This window comes from Kitasatospora sp. NPDC057015, assembly GCF_042673745.1.
Taxonomy (GTDB): domain Bacteria; phylum Actinomycetota; class Actinomycetes; order Streptomycetales; family Streptomycetaceae; genus Kitasatospora.
The window spans coordinates 73,823-89,313 of the sequence record NZ_JBHUSG010000009.1; the positions used below are offsets into that span (position 1 = coordinate 73,823).

Sequence of the window (15,491 nt, forward strand, 5' to 3'; positions counted from 1 at the left end):
CTCGGTGGAGCGGTCGGCGGAGCGGGAGCGAGAGGGGCAGCGGGGTGGGCGGGCAGAACGGCAGGAGCCCCTGGCCGGGGACCCTCGCGGTGGGCGCGGCGCTGGTGCTCGGCGCCTGGATGCTGCACGACGGCGGCCGGGTGCTGCCGCCCTCCCCGGGCGCCGGGCAGCGGCTGGCCGGCTTCGGGCCGGTCTCGATCGTGCCGCCGCTGGACGCCTCCGCGCCGACCCGGATCCGAATCCCCAGGGTCGGGCTGGACGCCCCCGTCACCGGGCTCGGCCTGGACGGCGCCGGACACCTCCAGGCCCCGCCGGAGGAGGACCGCAACCTGGCCGGCTGGTACCGGGGGGCGGTCACCCCCGGCCAGCGCGGCACCGCGATCCTCGCCGGTCACGTCGACACCCGGCGCGGCCCCGCGGTCTTCTACAGCCTCGGGGCGCTGCACCAGGGCGACCGGATCGAGATCGCCAGGGCGGACGGCAGCACCGCGGGCTTCCAGATCTACGCCGTCGAGGTCTACGACAAGCGGGAGTTCCCCGACGACCGGGTGTACGGCCAGGCGGGCGACGCGCAGCTGCGGCTGATCACCTGCGGCGGGGGCTTCAGCGAGCGGGACGGCTACCAGGGCAACGTGGTGGCGTACGCGTTCCTGGTGGAGACCGCCGGCGGCAAGCGGGCGTGACGGACCCCCGTCCAACGGGGCGCCGTGCCGGGATGCGGTCGCGGGCCGGGCCGTGGCCCGGCCGGTCAGCGCAGCAGCTCGGCCAGGGCGCGGTCCGGGTCCAGGTGGTGGTGCTCCTCGCCCTCGGGGACCAGCAGCAGGCTGCGGTCGAGGAAGTCGCGCAGCTCGGCGGTGTCGAACCGGAGCAGGGCGACGCCCTCGGCGGCCCGCAGCTCGACCGCGGTCAGCGGGCCGGCAGCAGGCCGGACGTGGACGTCACCGAGGCCCGTCGGCTGGTCGAGGCCGGCGGCGAGCAACTGCCGGGCGAACACCCACTCCACCTCCTGCACGGCGGGTCCGGTGTCCGGGGCGCCGGCGTCCAGCGAGTACTCGGCGGGGAAGAGCATCCGGACCGCCAGCGGGTCGTCGGCGCGGTAGCGCAGGGTGACGCGGAGCAGCGCCGAGCGCCGGGTGGAGAGGACGAGGCGGGCCTGGACGACCTGCTGGACGGCGAGGGTGGACACGGGGGATGCCTCCGAGGGTGCGGGTGAGGCCCGGGTGACGGGTGGGGCGGTGGCCTCACCTCCGGTGAGAGTCCCCGGGGCGCTCGGGATTTCCTCGTTCCACCCGACGGGCCCCGTGAACCCGGTCACACCGTCGAGCCGAAAAGTGGTACCGCCGTGGCCCCACATTTCGTACCGTTCTGGTATGGCGATGAATCTGCGACTGACCGAGGAACAGCAGGAGGCCCTGCGCGAGCGGGCCGAGACGGAGGGGCGCAGCATGCACGCGGTGGTCGTGCGGGCGATCGAGCGCTACCTGGACGAGGGCACCGACCGCGAGGCCGTCCGCAGGCTCGGCGCCAAGTACGCGGCCCGCCACTCCGACCTGCTGCGGAGGCTGGGGGAGTGAAGTACCTGACCGTCCTGGAGATCCTGGAGCTCGCCGAGTACGCCTGCCAGGGCCAGGAGGTCGGCGTCCGGGACCTCGGACTGCTCTCCTCCGCCGCGCACCGCCCCGCGTCCCAGATGTTCGGGGTGGAGGCGTACCCCGGGCTGTTCGAGAAGGCGGCCGCGCTGCTGCACTCGCTGGCGATCAACCACCCCTTCGTCGACGGCAACAAACGCACCGCCTGGATGAGCACGGTGGTCTTCCTCGACCTCAACGGGGCCGAGATGGCCGGCATCGACCAGGACGACGCGTACCTGCTGGTGGTGGGTGTCGCGGCCGGTGAGATCGGCGACGTGGACGCCGTCGCGGAGCGCCTGCGCGCCCTGTACGAGGGGCGGTCCTGACCCCTGCCGGCCCTCCGTGTCGGGCGCCGCTCCGGCGCCCGGCCCGGTAGGCTAGGCGGGTTGTCCGACCGCCGCCCGACCGTGGGCCGGGGCCGCAAGAGGGCCCCTGACCTGCGACGATCCCCCTCGGAGACCGTGAGTACTGCCGCCGCTTCCGCTGCCATGTCGCCCCTGTTCTCCGACGCGGCCGAGCCGCACGCACCGGTGCGCCCGGCTGCCGCGCAGGGCCCGTCGCACCACCTCTCGCCGGCCTTCCCCGGGCGTGCGCCCTGGGGTACGGCGGGCAAGCTGCGGGCCTGGCAGCAGGGCGCCCTCGACCGGTACGTCGAGAAGCAGCCCCGGGACTTCCTGGCCGTCGCGACCCCCGGCGCAGGCAAGACCACCTTCGCGCTCACGCTCGCCTCGTACCTGCTGCACAACCACCTGGTGCAGCAGATCACGGTCATCGCCCCGACCGAGCACCTGAAGAAGCAGTGGGCCGAGGCGGCCGCCCGGATAGGCATCCGGCTGGATCCGGCGTACTCCTCGGGGCCGCTCTCGAAGGACTACCACGGCATCGTGGTCACCTACGCGGGCGTCGGCGTCAACCCGATGCTGCACCGCAACCGCACCGAGGCCCGCAAGACCCTCGTGATCATGGACGAGATCCACCACGCCGGCGACTCCAAGTCCTGGGGCGAGGCCTGCTTCGAGGCCTTCGAGCCGGCCGCCCGGCGGCTCGCGCTCACCGGTACGCCGTTCCGCTCGGACACCAACCCGATCCCCTTCGTCCAGTACGAGGCGGGGAGTGACGGCATCCGCAAGTCCGTCGCCGACTACACCTACGGCTACGGGCACGCCCTCGCCGACCACGTCGTGCGCCCGGTGATCTTCCTCTCGTACAGCGGCAACATGCGCTGGCGCACCAAGTCCGGCGACGAGCTGGAGGCCCGGCTCGGCGAGCCGATGACCAAGGATCTGATCGCCCAGGCCTGGCGCACCGCGCTGGCCCCCCAGGGCGAGTGGATCCCGAACGTGCTGCGGGCCGCCGACAAGCGGCTCACCGAAGTCCGCAAGGCCATCCCGGACGCGGGCGGCCTGGTCATCGCCACCGACCAGAACGCCGCCCGCGCCTACGCCAAGATGATCCGCGAGATCACCGGGGAGGGCGCCACCGTCGTGCTCTCCGACGAGGCCGAGGCCTCCCAGCGGATCTCCGACTTCTCGGCGGGCGACTCCCGCTGGATGGTGGCCGTCCGGATGGTGTCCGAGGGCGTCGACGTGCCCCGGCTCGCCGTCGGGGTGTACGCCACCTCGATCTCCACCCCGCTGTTCTTCGCGCAGGCCGTCGGCCGGTTCGTCCGGGCCCGCAAGCGGGGCGAGACCGCCTCGGTGTTCCTGCCGTCCGTCCCGACGCTGCTCGGCTTCGCCAACGAGATGGAACTCCAGCGCGACCACGTGCTCGACCGCCCGAAGAAGGAGGGCGACGGCCTCTTCGAGGAGGAGGACCGGCTGCTCGCGGAGGCCGAGCGGGCCAACGACGGCCCGGACGGCGCCGGCGGCGACGAGTTCTCCTACGAGGCGATCGGGTCGGACGCGGTCTTCGACCGGGTGCTCTACAACGCCATGGAATTCGGCATGCAGGCGCACCCGGGCAGCGAGGAGGAGGACGACTACCTCGGCATCCCCGGCCTGCTCGAACCCGACCAGGTGCAGATGCTGCTGCAGAAGCGCCAGCACCGGCAGATCCAGCGCAGCAAGGCCAAGCCGGCCGACCAGGCCGACCTGCTGGAACTGCCGGCCGATCAGCGGCCGGTGGTGACCCATCAGGAGCTGCGCGACCTGCGCAAGGAGCTCAACGGGCTGGTCGCGGCCTGGCACCACCGGACGAACCAGCCGCACGGCACCATCCACAACGAGCTGCGCCGCCAGTGCGGCGGGCCGCTCACCGCGCAGGCGACGGCCAACCAGCTCAAGGCCCGGATCGCCATGGTCAAGCAGTGGGCGGCCTGACCGCCCGGCGGCACGGGTCGTCCGACCGGACCTGAGGCCGGACCGGCCGGCGGACCTGCGTGCGGGCGGCCGAGCCGCCCGGCGTGCGGGCAGCCTGACGGAGCGTGCGCACGCCCGCACGCCCGCATCCCCACTGCGCCCGCCCGGCTGTCCGGTGCGGAGCTCAGCCCTCGGTGGACTGCAGCAGCAGGGCGAGTTCGCGATCCAGGGCGGCGGTGCAGGGCTCCTCGCCGAACGGGACCAGGCGGTCGGTGCGCAGCAGCACCGCGTGCAGGGCCGCGGCCGGGGCGAGCAGCTCGGCGGTGCCGCCGGGCGAGCGCAGCAGGATCCGGACCAGGTCGGGATCGTGCTCGTGCGGGCTCACCTGCACGTCCCCCTGGCCGGCGGGTGCGTCCAGACCGTCGAGCAGCAGGTCCCGGGAGAGGGCCCAGGTGACGGGGGCGCCGTCCGCCATGTCGAAGGTGAGGCGCAGCACCATCGGGTCGCGCGGGCGGAAGGCGAGGCCCACCCGGAGCCGCACGTCCGGGCCGGGCGCGCAGGACAGGTCCATCGGTATGTGGGCGTCGATCCGATCACCCGCGTCGGGCGGGCCGAGAAAACGCATACTGTCCCCTGTCGATCATGTGCCACTCTGCACGATCAGAGTCCAACCTTCCCGGAATGGATACATCCGCCGGAGGGAGGGGACTGATTTAAGCCTTTATGGTAGTAAGAATCAGGCCGTTGGGCGGTGGACGTAAAGACTTGGTCAATGCTAAAGGGGCGTCGGTGCGCAGAGTCGGTCCTCCCCGGGCGCTGCTGCCCGTCCTCGCGGCGGGGGCCGCCGTGGCGTGGTCCTGGCACCGGGTCAGGTCCACCCGGGCCGCCGCCGAGGCCTACCGCGAGCAGGGCAGGCTGGAGGAGCGCGGGCAGGTGGCCCGCGACGTCCACGACACCGTCGCCCAGGGCCTGACGGCGATCACCATGCTGGTGCGCGCCGCCGAACTCGCCCTGGCCCGCGCCGACGACGGTGCGTCGGTGCGGGAGCGGCTGGCCGCCATCCGGGCCGTCGCCGCGCTGAGCCTCGGTCAGTCCCAGGACCTCGTCCACGGCGTGGCCTACTCCGAACTGGCGGCCGGCGGTCTGGAGCCGGCCGCCCGGACCCTGGTCGCGCTCACCACCCGCACCCTGGAGGCCGGCGCCGACCTGCAGGCCGAGGCCGAGACCGAGGCGGACGGCCGGTGGCCGGCCGGCGCGGGCCGGTGGCGGCGCCCGGAACTGGCCCTGCGCACCACGGGCGAGCCGCGCCGGCTGGAGCTGGCGGTGGAGAGCGCGATGCTGCGGATGATCCAGGAGTCCACCTCCAACGCCGTCCGGCACGCCGGCGCCGCGGACGTCGTCGTCGAGCTGGCCTTCCTGGCCGACCGGGTGCGGGTCACCGTCACCGACGACGGCGCGGGGCTGCCCGGCGCGCTCGGGCCGGACGGCGCGAACGGCGCGGGCGTGGGGCTCGGACTCGCCGCCCTGTCCGGGCGGGTGCGGGGGCTCGGCGGGCGGCTGCTGGTCGAGTCCGGGCCGGGGGCGGGTACCGCGATCACCGCCGAGTTCACGGACCGGGACGGCGCCGTGGGGCCCGGCGGGCGCCGGCGGCGGGCCTGACCCCGGCCGGCCCCGATGGCCGCCCCGGGTGCGCCGCCGTCCGCCCGGACCCGCCCGCCGGCGGCGGCCCGGCGGGACCGGCGACGCGATGATCTACCCTTCAGCCGGGCCGGATCCGGGCCGCGGTCCGCCCGTCCGCCCGCTCCTGACCGACCCTCGGGGACGCCGGGGGCCGGCCCGACGAAGGCGGTTCGACCAGGTGACGGGAGTGGCATGAGCAGGTGGGTACGGGGCTCGGGGAGGGCCGGCGGCGCGCGTCCGCGACGGTGGTCGGACCATGCCTGAGCTCGGCGCCGCATCCGTCCGGGCGCCGGTCGCGGCGGTGTCCTGTACGGCCGCCGGCTGCTCCGCGCCGGCTCCCGGGCCCGCCCCTCGGGCCACCCCCGCCGCAGGCCCCGGGCCGGCGGCGCCGATCGCGGTGATGGTGGTCGACGACCACCCGGCGATCCGGCTCGGGGTGCGCGCGATGCTGGCCGGCCAGCCCGACCTGCGGGTGGTCGCCGAGGCCGGGACGCACGAGGCGGCGCTGCGGACGCTGGCCGAGCTGGCGCCGGAGGAGCGCCCCGACGTCGTCCTGCTGGACCTGCACCTCGGGGTGGGGGTCTTCCAGGGCGTGGACCTGATCCGCGGTCTGGTCGCACTGGAGCCGCCGCCCGCCGTCCTGGTGCTCAGTGCGTACGCCACCGAGCAGGACGTGTTCGCCGCGATCGACGCCGGCGCGAGCGGCTACCTGGGCAAGGAGACCGCCGCGGACGGGCTGCTGCCCGGCATCCGGGCCGCGGCCAGGGGTGAGTCGGTGCTCGCGCCGGCGGTCGTGAGCGGTCTGCTGCGGCGGATGCGCGGTGGCGCCCCGGTGCTCTCCCGCAGGGAGGAGGAGGTGCTGCACCTGCTGGCCGACGGCCTGTCCAACCGCCAGATCTCCGCCCGGCTGTTCATCAGCGAGGCGACGGCGAAGAGTCATCTGACCAACATCTACGCCAAGCTCGGCGTGGAGAGCCGGGGTGCGGCGGTGGCGGCGGCCAGGCGCGAGGGGCTGCTGCGGGTCCGTTGAGCGCGCGGCGGGAGTCTCGCCGAGGGGGAGTGACGGGCCCGGCCGGCCCGCGGGTTGACGGACCGTCGGTCGCCGACGGTGACGGGCGGCGGGCGGCTTCGCGGCGGAGACCTGCGCCGAGGGTCACGGACCTGCTGACGGAGCGTAGCCGGATGGTCATGTGCGATTAATGGATCCGCGAAGAATTCGTGGAGACAGCCGGTGTGATCATCCGCTAGTGTTCCGCGTGCTACGCCGCCACGGGGGGACCGCCACGGCTTCGGGCCGTCACGGGCGGCCCGCCGGGGGCCTGTCGAGACCGGCGTCGCACCCCCTTCATCTCGAACGCTCCGTCCGAGCGTTCTGCCGGTCGTCGGAGACCTCCGTCGGCCGGCCATGTCGTCACAAGGAGCAGAACGAACGTGTCGTACCCCGAGAACACCGCCCAGCAGTCCGACAAGTCGAAGGTCGTCGCCGGCGTCCTGCAGATCTTCCTCGGTGGCTTCGGCGCCGGTCGCTTCTACACCGGCCACACCGGGATCGCCATCGCCCAGCTCCTGACCTGCGGCGGCCTCGGCTTCTGGGCCCTGATCGACGGCATCCTCTTCCTCACCAGCAACGACCGCACCGACGCCCAGGGCCGTCTCCTGAAGAGCTGAGCCATGAGCTCCTCGCGCCCCGCGCGCGAGCCGCGTGCCCCCCGCCCCGGTGACCGTACCCGGGGCGGGGGCTTCGCCGTTCCCGCGGCCGGGCGGCTGCGCACGGCGGCCGGGCCGCTCGGGCTGGCGGCCCTCGGCGCGGCCGGGGCCGGCTACCTCTGGTCGCGCGATCCCCACCTGCCGGGGCAGGCGCTGCCGTTCTGCCCGTGGCGCAGGCTGACCGGCCTGCAGTGCCCCGGCTGCGGGGGCACCCGGATGGCCTACGACCTGCTGCACGGCGATCTCGCGGCGGCCTGGCACGACAACGCCCTGCTGCTGCTCGCGCTCCCGCTGGTGGCCCTGCTGTACGGCACCTGGCTGCGGCACGGCCTGGCCGGGCGGAGCTGGCGGCCGGCGCTCGGGCCGCGGGGCACGGCGGCGGTGCTCGGCGTCGCCGCACTCTGGACGATCACGCGCAATCTGCTCTGATCCGGCATTCCGGTTGGGCCGAGTGTCCGAAGTCCGGACTGTGATCGAACTGATGCCCTCCGAAGCCCTGGTGTTATGGGTGCCTTTGTCCGCTGTTGTCGGGATTGATCAAAACGATCATGACCGAATTTTGGACAAGCACTTCCCCAGTGAGCATCTCCTTCACTACCTTTCCCACACGCTCACTCGCCAGGCAATCCCCGCGAGGCGGGCACCCCCGCAGGGCCGTGCGCCCGTCAACGACGACGGCAACGGCGTGCCCTGGCGCGGCCCACCCAACCTGCGCGCGACACCCCCACCCGGTCCGGCCACGCCGAACCGGTGACCGCCGCGGAAAGGAATGCGCGTCGTGACTGCCGAGACCTCCCAAACCCTGGACCGAGGAGTACGGGTCCTCAAACTGCTCGCCGACTCCGAGCGCGGGCTGACCGTCACCGAACTGGCGGCCCGCCTCGCGGTCAACCGCACCGTCGTCTACCGGCTGCTGGCCACCCTGGAGCAGCACGGACTCGTCCGGCGCGACATCGGCGGCCGGGCCCGCGTCGGCCTCGGCGTGCTGCGCCTGGCCCACCGGGTCCACCCGCTGCTGCGCGAGGCCGCCCTGCCCGCCCTGCGCAGCCTCGCCGAGGACCTCGGCGCCACCGCCCACCTGACCCTGGTGGACGGCAACGAGGCGCTCGCCGTCGCCGTGGTCGAGCCCAGCTGGACGGACTTCCACGTCGCGTACCGGACCGGGCTGCGCCACCCGCTGAGCGAGAGTGCGGCCGGCCGGGCCATCCTGGAGGCCCGGGGCTTCCCCGGTCAGCGCAGGCCCGAGGACGGCTTCGTGATCACCCGCGCCGAGGAGCAGTCCGGCGCGTCCGGGGCGGCCGCCGCGCTGGTCGGGCTGAGCGGGATCGAGGGGAGCGTCGGCGTGGTGATGCTCAACGGGCTCGTCCCCGAGCGGGTCGGCCCCCGGGTGGTCGAGGCCGCGACCGAGGTCGCCGACGCGCTGCGCTGACGGACCGGCGCGGCCCGGGCCCGCGCCCGGGCCCGCGGGGCGCCCCGGTGTGTTTGGATGCCTCTGTGCCCGAGCCGAAGCTGCCCCCCGCCCTGACCGCCCCCCGGACGCGCGCGCTGACGCTGTGCGGCGTGCTCGTCGCCGCGCTGTTCGGCGTGGCGGCCTTCGTGCCGCTGCCGTACACGCTGACCTTCCCCGGCGTCACGGCGGACACCCTGGGCGACTACGAGGGGCGGCCGGTGATCACCATCACCGGCGCGCCCGTCCGCCCGACCGACGGCCAGCTGCGGATGGTCACCATCTCGGCCACCAACCAGGACGAGCGGACCGACCTCTGGCGGGCGCTGCAGGCGTGGGCGGACCCGGACGAGGCGGTCCGGCCGACCGACTCGGTCTACCCCAAGTCGGATCCGGTGAAGTCCGAGCAGGTCAACGCCCAGCAGATGACCGAGTCGCAGGACAGCGCGACCGTCGCGGCCCTCGACTACCTGCACCTCTCGCCGGCCCAGGTGAAGGTCAGCATCGACCTCGGTGACATCGGCGGCCCCAGCGCCGGGCAGATGCTGGCCCTCGGGATCATCGACAAGCTCGGCGGCGACGGCGGCAGCCTCACCGGCGGCCGGATCATCGCCGGCACCGGCACCATCGACGACCAGGGAAACGTGGGCGCGGTCGGCGGCGTGCCGCTGAAGACCCAGGCCGCGGCGCGGGACGGTGCCACGGTCTTCCTGGTGCCCAAGGGCGAGTGCGCGGACGCCAGGGTGAACACCCCCGAGGGGCTCCGACTGGTACCGGTGTCCACGCTCGCCGAGTCGGTCTCGGCGCTCAAGGCGCTGCGGGACGGCGGCGAGGTCCCCGGCTGCTGACCCCCGGGGTCGTTCCCGCCCGGTGCGGCGGCCGGCCCGGTGGCGGGAGCGGCGGGCCTGCGGTAGGGGCCGGGCGCATCCCCGTTCGCCCGGCCGGCGGGCCGCTCCGCACTCCGGTCGCCCGGGGGCGCGGGAGCGGTGGAGGTCAGGGCGTCAGAGCCCGAAGGCCACCGAGGCGAAGTCCTCGCTGAGCCTGGTGCGCAGTTGGGCGGCGATGGCTGCTAAACGGTGCGCCTGGGCCATCGGCAGGGACACGGACACGGCGGCGATCCCCTTGCCCGCGACGATCGGCACGGCGGCCCCGGCGGTGCCGATCGCGTACTCCTGGTACTGCGTGATGGGCGTCGCCCGCTGCGGCCCCTGGCGGGGCAGCATCGGCAGGTGCTCGGGCTCGCGCAGGGTGTACGGGGTGAGCGGGACCATCGGGTAGCGCGCCAGGTGGGACCGGCGCTCCTCGGCGGACATCAGGGCGAGCAGCGTCTTGCCCGCGGAGTGGGCGTGGGCGGCCGTGCGGAAGTTGCGGTGGTCGATCAGCGGGGCGCCGGGTGCGGGCACCGAGGCGACCAGGTCCACCTCGCCCTGGCGGTACCAGGAGAAGTAGACGGCGGCGGACAGCTCGTCCGACAGCATGGTGAGCAGCCTGTCGAGCCGGTCCCGGCCGGCGGTCGGGCTCTCCGTCCGGCTGAGTCCGGCGACCGCCGGGCCGGTCCGGTAGTGGCCGTCGAGGCGTTCCAGGTAGCGATCGTGCACCAGGGTCCGCAGCAGGTGGTAGGCCGTGCCGAGGGCGAGCCCGGTGTCCCGTGCCAACTGCTTGGCGGTGGCGCCGTTCGGGTACCGCGCTGCGGCCTCCAGCAGGCGCAGCGCCCGCTGGGCGGAGGCGATCAGCGTCGGTGCGGCGTCGGTGTCGGTCGCGGGTGTCGTGGTGGCACTCATCGGGCGGCCCCACGAGCGGCCCGCGGGACGGCGGGAGGGGATGCCGCGGCTGTTCCGGGAGATGACGATGCGTTCATGCAAGGGATCTTTCCTGCACGAGCCATTGGCATATGCCTGGTTTACGGCCGGTCGCGGGCCGGGGTCGTCCGCCCGTCCGTCCGCCGTCAGGCCCGTTCGGCCTCAGGCCTCCTGAGGCCGGCTCACTCCGTCGCGGCCTGGTCCACCAGGGGCAGGATCCGGTAGGGCACGGGGTTCTCCAGGGCGATGGCGGTGGAGGACCGGACGATCCCGTCGAAGCCCACCACGCGGTCGATCACCCGCTGGAGGTCGGCGTTGGAGCGGGCCACGATCCGCACCATCATGTCGCCGTGGCCGGTGATGGTGTGCAGCTCCAACACCTCGGGGACGGCCGACAGGTGCGCCCGCACGTCGGCGCCCTGGCCCTGCGAGATCTCCAGGGTGGCGAAGGCCGTCACGGGGTAGCCGAGCGCCGCCGGGTCGACCTCCGGGCCGAACCCGCCGATCACCCCCTTCGCCTGCAGCCGGTCCAGCCGCGCCTGCACGGTGCCGCGGGCGACCTGGAGCCGGCGCGAGCACTCCAGGACGCCGATCCGCGGCTCCTCGGCCAGCAGCCTGATCAACTTCCCGTCCAGGGCGTCGATCGCGTCGTTGGCGGTGCCGGCCGGGCGGGCGAGGGGACCGGCCGTGCCCGGCGCGTCGGCCGCTCCGTCGGGGCCGGGGGAACGGGGGGAGGTGGCGGGGGACATCACGGCTCCGTCCGGATGGGCATTCTGTACAGCTGCACCGCCAATTCTCCGGCCCGGCCGCGCACCTTGACCAGGAGGAATCGGAACAGTTGCGCATCGGTGTGCGGGACGCCACCCTCCAGCAACACCCCGCGGGGCCGGCCCCCACCGCCCGACGGGGCGCGTACTGGTCCGCACGCCCACCGGGAGGGCTCGTCATGACCGAAACCGCCGCCGAACACGCCGTCGTCCACACCTTTCCGCACCGCACCCGAAGCGACCGGTACGGGGGCGAGGGAGTCGGGTACGACCCGGCCCGGGACGGCGATCCGGGCGCCGGGTCCCGCCCCCGCCCCGGACACGACGCCGACACCGGCCGCCGGTCCGCCGGACGGGCGGCGGCCGACCCGGCGGCGGAGGAGCCCGGCGGGCCGCTGCCGGCCGGCCGGACCGACGCGGTGGTCTTCGTGGTCCGGGACGCCGAGCGGGCCGCCCTGCGCTACCTGAAGCTGCTCGGCCTGCGCTGTACCGCCTACGCCGGGCCGGACACCGGCGAGCCCGAGACCGTCTCCTACGTGCTGCAGGGCCCCGGCAGCAGATTCGTCCTCACCTCGGTGGTGCAGGTGATCGGCGAGCGCGGAGCCGCGCTGGCCGCCCACCTCGCCGCGCACGGCGAGGGCGTGGTCGACCTCGCCGTCGCCGTCCCCGACGTCCACTACGCGTACGACTTCGCGGTCGACCGGGGCGCCTGCTCGTACGCCGAGCCGTACGAGGTCCACGACCGCCACGGGACGGTCGTGCTCGCCGTCATCGGCGCCCCGGGCGGCATCCGGCACACCCTCGTCGACCGCTCCCGCTACACCGGGCCCTACCTGCCCGGCTACGTCGCCCCCGCGGCCCGACGAGACGTCAGGAGCACGTCCGCAAGCACCGACTGACGAAGCATCAGCGAACGACGGTCTGCACGTCCGGCTCGTGCCCGTTCCAGGTCACGAAGACCGAGTTCGCCTGGCCGTCCTTGGAGAAGTCGATCCGCATCCACTGGTCGCCGTGCCACACCTGCATCTGCCAGCCGGCGTCGGGCGTCGCGGAGACCAACTCGGCGCTGGTCGGCCGCAGATCCAGCGCGACCCGGCCGCCCGGCACCAGGAAGCTGCGCACCGAACTGGTCGGTGTCGCCGCCTTGCGGGTCGGGGCCGCGGCGGGGGCCGGGGGCGGCGAGGATGTGGCCGGGGCGGCGGCCCGCTGGGTCGCCGTGCCGAGCGCCGCCGTCGGAGTGGACTCCACCTTGGCCGTCGAGGGCGACGGCGAGGAGGAGTCCGACTCCACGGCGGCGACCTCCTTGGCCGCCGGGGACGGCAGCGGCAGCGCCGACGGCTGCTCGAAGGCCGCGCCGGTCAGCACCGCGTGCACGCCGAGCCAGGACAGCGCCACCGCCGCGCCGGTGGCCGCCGCCCAGGCGCCGAGTTGAACCAGTCCGTTCCGCATTGCCCGCTCATCCTGCCGTACCCAGAGGAGCACCAGCTCAGCACCCCTCGCTATCGGAAGGGAACTTGCACAAACCACCCGGACCCGATCGGGATCCACCTGGTATCCGTCCGAGACCCACCGTGCTCCGCACCCGAACCCCGCCCCGGACCCCACTCCCAACTCCACCCCGAGGTACAGACCACCTGACCTCGATGGCGTACCGTGCTGGCCCATGGCAACAGTGCTCGTGGTCGAGGACGACCCCTTCGTACGCTCCGCCCTCATCCGGCACCTGTCCGACTCGGGGCACGCCGTCCGCAGCGTGGGCACCGCGCTCGAAGCCCTGCGCGAGGTCGCCCAGGTCGGTTGCGACCTGGTGATCCTCGACCTGGGTCTGCCCGATCTCGACGGCAGCGAAGCGCTCAAGATGATCCGCGGACTGACCAACGTCCCGGTGATCATCTCCACCGCCCGGGACGACGAGGCCGAGATCGTCCGACTGCTCAACGACGGCGCCGACGACTACCTGGTGAAGCCCTTCTCGGGGGAGCATCTCTCCGCCCGGATGGCCGCCGTACTGCGCCGGCTCGGCAGCAGTACCGCCCCCGCCGCCCAGGTCCTGCGGGTCGGCGGCCTCGCCATCGACCTCCAGCGCCGCGAGGCCGTCCTGGACGGCCGCACGCTCGACCTGACCCGGCGCGAGTTCGACCTGCTGGCCTTCCTGGCGGCCCGCCCCGGGGTGGTCGTCCCCCGCAAGGAGATCCTCGCCGAGGTCTGGCGGCAGACCTACGGCGGCGACCAGACCATCGACGTCCACCTCTCCTGGCTGCGCCGCAAACTGGGGGAGACCGCCTCCAACCCGCGCTACCTGCACACCGTGCGCGGGGTCGGAGTCCGGCTGGAGGAGGCAGGCCAGGCGCCGGGGCCGGCCGGTGCGGAGCACCGGAGGTGAGGCGGGCACCGGGTGGGCGGGGGGCGCCGGCCGAGCGGCGCACCGGACAGTCCCTGCGCTGGGCGCTGATCAAGGCCGCCGTCGCCGGCACCACCATGGTCGCGCTGGCCTTCCTGATCCCGCTCGGCCTGATGGTCCAACAGACCGCCCGGGACCGCGGCTTCACCGCCGCCGAACGCCAGGCCGCCGCCCTCGGCCCGGCCCTGGCGATCACCACCGACCAGGACGCCATCGCCCGGGCCGTCGCCAGCACCGACGCCGGCGCCCAGGGCCGGATGGTCGTCCACCTGCCCGCGGTCGGCGCCGGCGTCACCGTCGACGCCACCGGCGGACCCGTGCCGACCCCCGGCAGCTCCCGCCCGCCGGCCTACTGGGGCGCCTCCACCGGCACGGTCGCGATGGGCCCGAGCATCGGCTCGGCCCGCGCGCTGGACGCGGACGTCGCCACCGCCGCCAGCCAGGGCCGCGCCTACACCGTCCACGTCCCCGGTGGGTACGCCCTGCTGCAGCCCGTCGCCGTCGACACCGCCCGGGTCGCCGTGGTCGAGGTCTACGTCGACGACGGCGACCTCACCCGGGGCGTCTCCACCGCCTGGCTGGTGCTCTCCGCCGTCGCCCTCGCCCTGGTCGCCATCTCCGTCCTGGTGGCCGACCGGATGGGCGCCCGGATCGTCGCCTCCGCCCGCTCGCTCGCCGCCGCCGCCCGCTCGCTGGGCGGTGGGAACCTCGCCGTGCGCGTCCCGGTGGCCGGCAAGCAGGCCGACGGCAGCCCGGAGGAACTGCGCGAGGCGGCCCACGCGTTCAACACCATGGCCGACCGCGTCGTCCACCTGCTCGCCGCCGAACGGGAGCTGGCCGCGGACCTGTCGCACCGGCTGCGCACCCCGCTGACCGTGCTCCGGCTGAACGCCGCCTCCCTCGGCGAGGGCGACGCGGCCGACGCCACCCGGCACGCCGTCTCCCAGCTGGAGCGCGAGGTCGACCAGATCATCCGCTCCGCCCGCCGCGCACCCGAGGACGCCCCGGCCGTCACGGTCGGCTGCGACGCGGCCGAGGTGATCCGCGAACGGGTCGGCTTCTGGTCCGCCCTCGCCGAGGACGAGGGCCGCCGCTGGCAGTTGGCCGGGGCCGAGCAGCCCGCCCCCGTGCCCGTCCAGCGCGGCGACCTGGCGGCCACCGTCGACGCGCTGCTCGGCAACGTCTTCCGCCACACCGTCGTCGGCACCGCCTTCTGCGTCGACGTCCTCGCCACCGACAGCTCGGTGATCGTCCTGGTCGGCGACGCCGGACCGGGCTTCGCCGACCCCGACGCCGCCCTCGAACGCGGCCAGGGCCACGGCGGCGACGGCTCCACCGGGCTCGGCCTGGACATCGTCCGCAAGCTCGCCGAGGCCACCGGCGGCGACCTCGCCCTCGGCCGCTCCGCCGTCCTCGGCGGCGCCGAGATCCGGCTGCGGCTGCAGACCCGGCCCGACGGCAGCAGCCCCGCCCGGGCCAGTCGCCGCCGTAGTCGCGGCGCGTTGTTCCAGAAGTGACGCAAGGTCAGGATGCTTGCCCGGCGAGGCTTTCGGCCGCGGTGGCGGGGTGGACCGCGGTCCTCCGCCTCCCGGTCGGCCCGGAGCCGCGCGGTGCGGTCCAGGCCGGCCCGGAGCGGCCCGACCGGCCTGCGTGACCGGTTCGCCCGCTCGATCCGCAGAGCCCGATCCGCGGGGCCCGATCCCGCAGGGCTCGATCCGCAGGGCCGCCGATCCGTGCGAGTCGCCCGATCCGGGCGAGCTGA

Annotated in this window: 18 protein-coding genes; 13 read left to right on the plus strand and 5 right to left on the minus strand. The window is 74.6% G+C overall.

The genetic code is table 11. The annotated features are described in order from the left end of the window. The first annotated feature begins 119 nt into the window (after positions 1-119). Positions 120-683 (plus strand): class F sortase, encoded by a 564-nt coding sequence (locus ACFTWP_RS11540; RefSeq protein WP_380264414.1) that lies wholly within the window; start codon positions 120-122, stop codon positions 681-683. 65 nt (positions 684-748) lie between these two features. On the opposite strand, the gene ACFTWP_RS11545 is transcribed toward ACFTWP_RS11540, so the two are convergent. Further along, positions 749-1,186 carry an SsgA family sporulation/cell division regulator gene (locus tag ACFTWP_RS11545; RefSeq protein ID WP_380264258.1) on the minus strand — a complete coding sequence of 146 codons (438 nt, stop codon included), beginning with the start codon at positions 1,184-1,186 and terminating at the stop codon, positions 749-751. A gap of 190 nt (positions 1,187-1,376) precedes the next feature. Here ACFTWP_RS11545 and ACFTWP_RS11550 point away from each other — a divergent pair, with 190 nt between their 5' ends. The 3 genes from ACFTWP_RS11550 (at position 1,377) to ACFTWP_RS11560 (ending at position 3,949) form a co-directional block, all read left to right on the plus strand. Further along, positions 1,377-1,574 (plus strand): Arc family DNA-binding protein, encoded by a 198-nt coding sequence (locus tag ACFTWP_RS11550; RefSeq protein WP_380264415.1) that lies wholly within the window; start codon positions 1,377-1,379, stop codon positions 1,572-1,574. Next, entirely contained in the window at positions 1,571-1,957 is a 387-nt protein-coding gene (locus tag ACFTWP_RS11555) for a type II toxin-antitoxin system death-on-curing family toxin (protein ID WP_380264259.1), read from the plus strand. Before ACFTWP_RS11550 ends, ACFTWP_RS11555 begins: the two co-directional genes overlap by 4 nt. 162 nt (positions 1,958-2,119) lie before the next feature. Next, positions 2,120-3,949 (plus strand): DEAD/DEAH box helicase, encoded by a 1,830-nt coding sequence (locus ACFTWP_RS11560; protein ID WP_380264260.1) that lies wholly within the window; start codon positions 2,120-2,122, stop codon positions 3,947-3,949. A gap of 163 nt (positions 3,950-4,112) precedes the next feature. Here the strand turns inward: ACFTWP_RS11560 and ACFTWP_RS11565 are convergent, their stop codons facing one another. After that, entirely contained in the window at positions 4,113-4,553 is a 441-nt protein-coding gene (locus ACFTWP_RS11565) for an SsgA family sporulation/cell division regulator (RefSeq protein WP_380264261.1), read from the minus strand. Between the two features lie 164 nt (positions 4,554-4,717). On the opposite strand from ACFTWP_RS11565, the gene ACFTWP_RS11570 reads away from it, so the two are divergent. The 6 genes from ACFTWP_RS11570 (at position 4,718) to ACFTWP_RS11595 (ending at position 9,610) form a co-directional block, all read left to right on the plus strand. After that, on the plus strand, positions 4,718-5,587 hold the full coding sequence (locus ACFTWP_RS11570) for a sensor histidine kinase (RefSeq protein WP_380264262.1): 870 nt from the start codon (positions 4,718-4,720) through the stop codon (positions 5,585-5,587). A 277-nt stretch (positions 5,588-5,864) separates the two neighbouring features. Next, a complete protein-coding gene (locus ACFTWP_RS11575; protein WP_380264263.1) occupies positions 5,865-6,638 on the plus strand; it encodes a LuxR C-terminal-related transcriptional regulator in 774 nt (257 codons plus the stop codon). Positions 6,639-7,039: 401 nt separating this feature from the next. After that, positions 7,040-7,276: a TM2 domain-containing protein gene (locus tag ACFTWP_RS11580; protein WP_380264264.1), complete on the plus strand. Its 237-nt coding sequence runs from the start codon at positions 7,040-7,042 to the stop codon at positions 7,274-7,276. A gap of 3 nt (positions 7,277-7,279) precedes the next feature. Further along, the gene (locus tag ACFTWP_RS11585; protein ID WP_380264265.1) at positions 7,280-7,744 is read left to right on the plus strand and encodes a DUF2752 domain-containing protein; all 465 of its coding nucleotides are present in this window, start codon (positions 7,280-7,282) and stop codon (positions 7,742-7,744) included. Between the two features lie 349 nt (positions 7,745-8,093). After that, on the plus strand, positions 8,094-8,744 hold the full coding sequence (locus ACFTWP_RS11590) for an IclR family transcriptional regulator (RefSeq protein WP_073923031.1): 651 nt from the start codon (positions 8,094-8,096) through the stop codon (positions 8,742-8,744). Positions 8,745-8,809: 65 nt separating this feature from the next. Beyond that, positions 8,810-9,610, plus strand: a complete 801-nt coding sequence (locus tag ACFTWP_RS11595) for a S16 family serine protease (protein WP_380264267.1) — start codon at positions 8,810-8,812, stop codon at positions 9,608-9,610. A 153-nt stretch (positions 9,611-9,763) separates the two neighbouring features. On the opposite strand, the gene ACFTWP_RS11600 is transcribed toward ACFTWP_RS11595, so the two are convergent. Together ACFTWP_RS11600 and ACFTWP_RS11605 are read right to left on the minus strand one after the other, a co-directional pair. Then, a complete protein-coding gene (locus ACFTWP_RS11600; RefSeq protein WP_380264269.1) occupies positions 9,764-10,624 on the minus strand; it encodes an IclR family transcriptional regulator in 861 nt (286 codons plus the stop codon). 119 nt (positions 10,625-10,743) lie between these two features. Next, the gene (locus ACFTWP_RS11605; RefSeq protein WP_380264271.1) at positions 10,744-11,310 is read right to left on the minus strand and encodes an Lrp/AsnC family transcriptional regulator; all 567 of its coding nucleotides are present in this window, start codon (positions 11,308-11,310) and stop codon (positions 10,744-10,746) included. Positions 11,311-11,507: 197 nt separating this feature from the next. On the opposite strand from ACFTWP_RS11605, the gene ACFTWP_RS11610 reads away from it, so the two are divergent. After that, positions 11,508-12,227 (plus strand): VOC family protein, encoded by a 720-nt coding sequence (locus ACFTWP_RS11610; protein WP_380264273.1) that lies wholly within the window; start codon positions 11,508-11,510, stop codon positions 12,225-12,227. Between the two features lie 7 nt (positions 12,228-12,234). Here the strand turns inward: ACFTWP_RS11610 and ACFTWP_RS11615 are convergent, their stop codons facing one another. Next, positions 12,235-12,777 carry a hypothetical protein gene (locus ACFTWP_RS11615; RefSeq protein ID WP_380264275.1) on the minus strand — a complete coding sequence of 181 codons (543 nt, stop codon included), beginning with the start codon at positions 12,775-12,777 and terminating at the stop codon, positions 12,235-12,237. Between the two features lie 214 nt (positions 12,778-12,991). On the opposite strand from ACFTWP_RS11615, the gene ACFTWP_RS11620 reads away from it, so the two are divergent. After that, entirely contained in the window at positions 12,992-13,711 is a 720-nt protein-coding gene (locus ACFTWP_RS11620) for a response regulator transcription factor (protein ID WP_380264277.1), read from the plus strand. 53 nt (positions 13,712-13,764) lie between these two features. Beyond that, positions 13,765-15,246 carry a sensor histidine kinase gene (locus ACFTWP_RS11625; RefSeq protein WP_380264416.1) on the plus strand — a complete coding sequence of 494 codons (1,482 nt, stop codon included), beginning with the start codon at positions 13,765-13,767 and terminating at the stop codon, positions 15,244-15,246. Positions 15,247-15,491: the final 245 nt, after the last annotated feature.

Bases quoted from the DNA above. Each gene is read 5' to 3' on its own strand.
- ACFTWP_RS11585 (WP_380264265.1), top strand. From the start codon at position 7,280: ATGAGCTCCTCGCGCCCCGCGCGCGAGCCGCGTGCCCCCCGCCCCGGT.
- ACFTWP_RS11615 (WP_380264275.1), bottom strand. From the start codon at position 12,777: ATGCGGAACGGACTGGTTCAACTCGGCGCCTGGGCGGCGGCCACCGGC.
- ACFTWP_RS11610 (WP_380264273.1), top strand. From the start codon at position 11,508: ATGACCGAAACCGCCGCCGAACACGCCGTCGTCCACACCTTTCCGCAC.
- ACFTWP_RS11565 (WP_380264261.1), bottom strand. From the start codon at position 4,553: ATGCGTTTTCTCGGCCCGCCCGACGCGGGTGATCGGATCGACGCCCAC.
- ACFTWP_RS11560 (WP_380264260.1), top strand. From the start codon at position 2,120: ATGTCGCCCCTGTTCTCCGACGCGGCCGAGCCGCACGCACCGGTGCGC.
- ACFTWP_RS11550 (WP_380264415.1), top strand. From the start codon at position 1,377: ATGAATCTGCGACTGACCGAGGAACAGCAGGAGGCCCTGCGCGAGCGG.
- ACFTWP_RS11575 (WP_380264263.1), top strand. From the start codon at position 5,865: ATGCCTGAGCTCGGCGCCGCATCCGTCCGGGCGCCGGTCGCGGCGGTG.
- ACFTWP_RS11620 (WP_380264277.1), top strand. From the start codon at position 12,992: ATGGCAACAGTGCTCGTGGTCGAGGACGACCCCTTCGTACGCTCCGCC.
- ACFTWP_RS11540 (WP_380264414.1), top strand. From the start codon at position 120: ATGCTGCACGACGGCGGCCGGGTGCTGCCGCCCTCCCCGGGCGCCGGG.
- ACFTWP_RS11605 (WP_380264271.1), bottom strand. From the start codon at position 11,310: ATGTCCCCCGCCACCTCCCCCCGTTCCCCCGGCCCCGACGGAGCGGCC.